Source organism: Rhizobium sp. PEPV16 (assembly GCF_008919455.1).
Taxonomy (GTDB): Bacteria; Pseudomonadota; Alphaproteobacteria; order Rhizobiales; family Rhizobiaceae; genus Rhizobium; species Rhizobium leguminosarum_Q.
On sequence record NZ_VSZV01000349.1, the window covers coordinates 1 to 4,359 of the forward strand.

Here is a 4,359-nt window from a genome sequence, read left to right on the forward strand (position 1 = left end):
ATGGCGATTTCGTCCGCTCTGTCATCCGCAACGGCCAGGCGACCGCCTGCCACGACATCTCCTCTGGCGGCCTTGCCGTGGCGCTCGCCGAAATGGCGATGGCCTCGGGCAAAGGCCTGACGATCGATCTGAGCGAAGGCAACGGTGAACCGCATGCGCTGCTCTTCGGCGAGGATCAGGCGCGCTATGTGCTGACTTTGCCTGCCGATGTCGCCGATTTCGTCTGCGTCAATGCAGAAGGTGGCGGCGTTCCCTTCCGCCGTCTCGGTACGGTCGGAGGAACGGCGCTCGTCGTCGGCGATCTCATCTCGCTGCCGATTCAGCAATTGCGCGATGCCCATGAATCGTGGTTCCCTAACTTCATGGAAGGCCGCGGCGAACTTGCTGCGGAATGATGCGCAAGGAGTAACGATCATGGCCATGAAACCCGGCGATATCGAAGACATGATCAAGGCTGGGATTCCCGGTGCCAAGGTGACGATCCGCGATCTGGCGGGCGACGGCGATCACTACGCCGCCGAAGTCGTCGCCGAAGCCTTTCGCGGCAAGAGCCGCGTGCAACAGCACCAGATGGTCTACGAGGCGCTGAAGGGCAATATGGGCGGCGTCCTGCACGCTCTGGCGCTGCAGACCTCCGCGCCGGAATAGAGCCCGACGCAATCCGGATGACGATGCCCGGCCCTCAGGCGGGCATTCTCTTTTCGTCGGGATCGGCAAAGACCGAGGCCGGCATCGGCCCGGATGTCAAAAGCGTGAAGTCGAAGGGCGCCTGCAGATCTGGCCCAAGCACATATTGCCGGTGAACGCGCAGCTGGTCCTTGCGGATCTTGCGATAGTGCTCGCGCGTCAGCATCTGCTTGACGCGGATCAGGATCATCTTTGCTTGGGGCGCATCCTCATGGCCGGAGACGGCAACGACCGGCACCTTGTAGAAATTGATCGAATCCGTCAGGCACTGCACGTCGAGCCAGGAAATCTCGGGACAGCGGGCGATCAGCCCGACGCGGGCGCGAAGCAGTGTTGCCGATGACATCAGCGCACATTGCAGGATGGCGCTGCCGAGTGTGGCAAACATCACGCGCTTTCCCTTGAAGATCTCCGGCTCCCTTTCCAGCAATATGCCGATGACATGGGCGGCGACGCTCGATCCCATGCTATGCGAGGAGATCACATATTCGTCCGCCTCTTCTTCAAGCGCCTTGCGCACGGCAGTGGCCCGGTCTTCCAGCCAATCGTTGAAATCTGTCCGGTCCATGCGGCCGAGCGCCACGGCCATTTCCCAATCGGCAAAGAGATGCAGCGTGTGGAAGCGTTCGGAAAACGGCAGGAAGGCGAAGATGAAGAAACAGAGCGCCAGCGGCCCGCTCCAGAGCATGTGCCACGGCGAAAAGCCGAGGCCATAGGGCATGATGGCGATCTGCGCCGTCAGCACGATCGCCAGCGCCGTCAGTAGGAACGGGAACAGAAAGAACAGGCCGAAGCGCCAGGCATGGCGGAAATACCCCCGCATGCCGCCTTCGAACATGATCTCGGCGCAGCTTCGGAAGCCCGCAATGATCTGGCTCAGCGTGTTGCCGGCACGCAGCTTGCGCACCAGTATGTCGTGATCGACCATATGGATGCGGCTCTTCGCCTGCCAGCCGGGGGAACTGGTCCCTGCCTCGGGCGCCGCTACCCTCTCAGCCGTCCTGACTTCGAAACTGACCGGATCGCTCCGCTCGTCCGCTGCCCCCATCTCGACCGAATAGTCCCAGACGGCAGCACTCTGCCTGGCCGAACGCTCGTAGCGTGCCCTGTGGGCAACGCCGTCAAGCGGCTCGAAGCCCGGGAAATGCAGGACGACCCGCTTCTCGATCAGTTTCATTCGCTCTTCCGGCCGGGCGATTGGCCGGCATGTTGCTGCGACCCGGCTGCTGCGCCCCTGATATCGGCAAAAAAGCAGCCATGGTCTCGAAGCCGTCTTGCTAACCGAACTCTTCCGGAATTCAATAGCAACCATGTCGTTTCCACCACGAACGGAGGGGTTTTGTGGCCGATCTAGTCAAAGAATTGATATCAGGCGTCGTCGACAGCGTGCTGAAGGAGATCCTGAAGAAAACCACCGGCCGCGTCACGACGAAGCGCAGGAGGCGTAAGACACGCCCCGTCGCGACGACGACGGCAACGCGCAAGACGACCTCGGCCAAGGCCAAGCCCGCCCGCAAACAGGTCAGCAAGCGCCGCACCGCCGCAGGCCGCAGCCGCCAGCGTCGCAGCTGAGGCGAGCGGCAAAAACTCCGACCGTAACGCGACGGCAACAATCCTCAGCGAGGCCCAGCCCGAATTGGTCTTTTTTTGGTTCGGGCAGCTGGAATTCCTGCTGTCGCATGCTATCTAAAGGCAACGATTGAAACGGTGGGCCTTTAACCCGCCTGTTGAAAGGATTAGGTCCCATGAGCGGCATTCACGAATTCATCGGCAACGAAATCAAGAGCAACGACGTCGTCCTTTTCATGAAGGGCACGCCGCAGTTTCCGCAGTGCGGTTTCTCCGGCCAGGTCGTGCAGATTCTCGATTACATCGGCGTCGATTACAAGAGCGTCAACGTGCTCGCCGATTCGGAAATCCGCCAGGGCATCAAGGAATATTCCAACTGGCCGACGATCCCGCAGCTCTACGTAAAGGGCGAGTTCGTCGGCGGCTGTGACATCGTCCGGGAAATGTTCCAGGCTGGTGAACTGCAGCAGCATCTCCAGGAAAATGGCATCGCGGTGCGCGCCGCCTCCTGACCGGTCACCGGACGTCCGCCCGGTTTCCAAATCTGTTTCTTGAGTTCGAGGCGCTGCGGCTAGCAGCGCCTTGACCTGTTTATGGGAATTTCATTGTGACAGATTCTTCACAAGCCGTGTCCGCGGGCCGCCTGCCCATGGGCAAGCGAGAATTCATCGCGCTCGCAGCCTTCCTGATGGCCATCAACTCGCTGGCGATCGATATCATGCTCCCGGCCTTGCAGCAGATCGGCGCGAGCCTCGGCGTCGAGAGCGAGAACCACCGGCAATTCGTCGTCTCTTCTTATCTGCTCGGCTTCGGCTGCGCCCAGCTTTTCTACGGACCGCTTTCCGATCGCTTCGGTCGCCGCACACCGCTATTGTTCGGCCTCGTCGTCTACATCGTTTCGGCCATCGGCATCGTCTTCGTTCCCTCCTTCGCCGGCCTGCTGGTGCTGCGTTTCGTGCAGGGCATCGGCTCGGCGGCCACCCGCGTTATCACCATCTCCATTGTCCGCGATATCTATGGCGGACGGCAGATGGCCGAAGTCATGTCGCTGATCATGATGGTCTTCATGATCGTGCCGGTCATTGCGCCTGGCACCGGCCAGATCGTCATGTTCTTCGGCAACTGGCACCTGATCTTCCTCTTCATCGCCACCATGGCGACGGCGATTGCCGTCTGGGCCTATCTACGCCTGCCGGAAACCCTGCATCCCGCCAATGTCCGCCCCTTCACCGCCCGCTCGATCTTCGGCGCCTTCAAGCTGGTGCTGACCAATCGCGTCGCGCTCTGCTACACCATTGCCAGCACCTTCATCTTCGGCGCGCTGTTCGGCTTCATCAATTCGGCCCAGCAGGTCTATGTCGGCATTTATGATCTCGGCGTCTATTTCCCATTTGCCTTTGCCGGCGTGGCGATCTTCATGTCGCTGTCGTCCTTCTTCAATTCGCGCTTCGTCGGCAAGCTCGGCATGCGCCGCCTGTCGCATGGCTCGCTCATCGGCTTCATCGCCATCAACACCATCTGGCTGATCGTCCAGATGGCCAGCACCGAGCCGATGCCCTTCGCTCTGTTCATCTCCTTCTTCGGCCTTTCCATGTTCCAGTTCGGCTGGATCGGCTCGAACTTCAATTCGCTCGCTATGGAGCCGCTCGGCCACGTCGCCGGCACCGCCTCCTCCGTCCTCGGCTTCATGAGCACGGTCGGCGGCGCCATCATCGGCGCCGGCATCGGCCAGGCCTTCGACGGGACGGCGCTGCCGATGGTCGCCGGTTATTTCGTCGTGTCGATCATCGGGCTCGTCTTCGTGCTCATCGCCGAAAAGGGCCGCCTCTTCCAATCGCAGAACCCAGCCGTCTGAACGGCGGGCCTCATTCGCATCCGGGATTTCACCACATGACGCCGCCGCATAAACCGCACCAGGAAAACCAGGGCTCCCGCCGCATCGGCATGGGCTTTGGCGAATTCGTCGTTACCATCGCCATCATGACCGCCAGCGTTGCTATGGCGATCGACAGCATGCTGCCGGCATTGCCCAATATCGGCCATTCCCTCGGCGTCACCAATACCAACGACGCGCAGCTGATCATCGGCGTGTTTTTCCTGGGA

Annotated in this window: 6 protein-coding genes and 1 pseudogene; 6 read left to right on the forward strand and 1 reads right to left on the reverse strand. The window is 61.0% G+C overall.

Annotated features, from left to right (window positions below; genetic code table 11):
• Both FY112_RS29760 and FY112_RS29765 read left to right on the forward strand, forming a co-directional pair.
• Window positions 1-395: AIR synthase-related protein (locus FY112_RS29760; protein WP_246700780.1), on the forward strand; the 395-nt coding region annotated here is incomplete at its 5' end.
• A 19-nt stretch (window positions 396-414) separates the two neighbouring features.
• Window positions 415-648, forward strand: a complete 234-nt coding sequence (locus FY112_RS29765) for a BolA family transcriptional regulator (protein WP_003540079.1) — start codon at window positions 415-417, stop codon at window positions 646-648.
• A 34-nt stretch (window positions 649-682) separates the two neighbouring features.
• On the opposite strand, the gene FY112_RS29770 is transcribed toward FY112_RS29765, so the two are convergent.
• Window positions 683-1,864, reverse strand: coding sequence for a hypothetical protein (locus tag FY112_RS29770; protein WP_131718550.1), 1,182 nt, complete (start codon window positions 1,862-1,864; stop codon window positions 683-685).
• A 164-nt stretch (window positions 1,865-2,028) separates the two neighbouring features.
• On the opposite strand from FY112_RS29770, the gene FY112_RS29775 reads away from it, so the two are divergent.
• From FY112_RS29775 to FY112_RS38185, 4 genes and pseudogenes are all read left to right on the forward strand, one after another.
• On the forward strand, window positions 2,029-2,259 hold the full coding sequence (locus FY112_RS29775; protein WP_094085851.1) for a hypothetical protein: 231 nt from the start codon (window positions 2,029-2,031) through the stop codon (window positions 2,257-2,259).
• A 173-nt stretch (window positions 2,260-2,432) separates the two neighbouring features.
• Window positions 2,433-2,768, forward strand: a complete 336-nt coding sequence (grxD, locus tag FY112_RS29780) for a Grx4 family monothiol glutaredoxin (RefSeq protein ID WP_012757638.1) — start codon at window positions 2,433-2,435, stop codon at window positions 2,766-2,768.
• Between the two features lie 137 nt (window positions 2,769-2,905).
• A complete protein-coding gene (locus FY112_RS29785; RefSeq protein WP_003540085.1) occupies window positions 2,906-4,111 on the forward strand; it encodes a multidrug effflux MFS transporter in 1,206 nt (401 codons plus the stop codon).
• A 35-nt stretch (window positions 4,112-4,146) separates the two neighbouring features.
• A pseudogene (locus FY112_RS38185) lies at window positions 4,147-4,359 on the forward strand (bicyclomycin resistance protein); the annotation flags it as partial.

Excerpts from the sequence above, each read along its gene's own strand:
- FY112_RS29765 (WP_003540079.1), top strand. The coding sequence starts at position 415 with ATGGCCATGAAACCCGGCGATATCGAAGACATGATCAAGGCTGGGATT.
- FY112_RS29770 (WP_131718550.1), bottom strand. The coding sequence starts at position 1,864 with ATGAAACTGATCGAGAAGCGGGTCGTCCTGCATTTCCCGGGCTTCGAG.
- grxD (WP_012757638.1), top strand. The coding sequence starts at position 2,433 with ATGAGCGGCATTCACGAATTCATCGGCAACGAAATCAAGAGCAACGAC.
- FY112_RS29785 (WP_003540085.1), top strand. The coding sequence starts at position 2,906 with ATGGGCAAGCGAGAATTCATCGCGCTCGCAGCCTTCCTGATGGCCATC.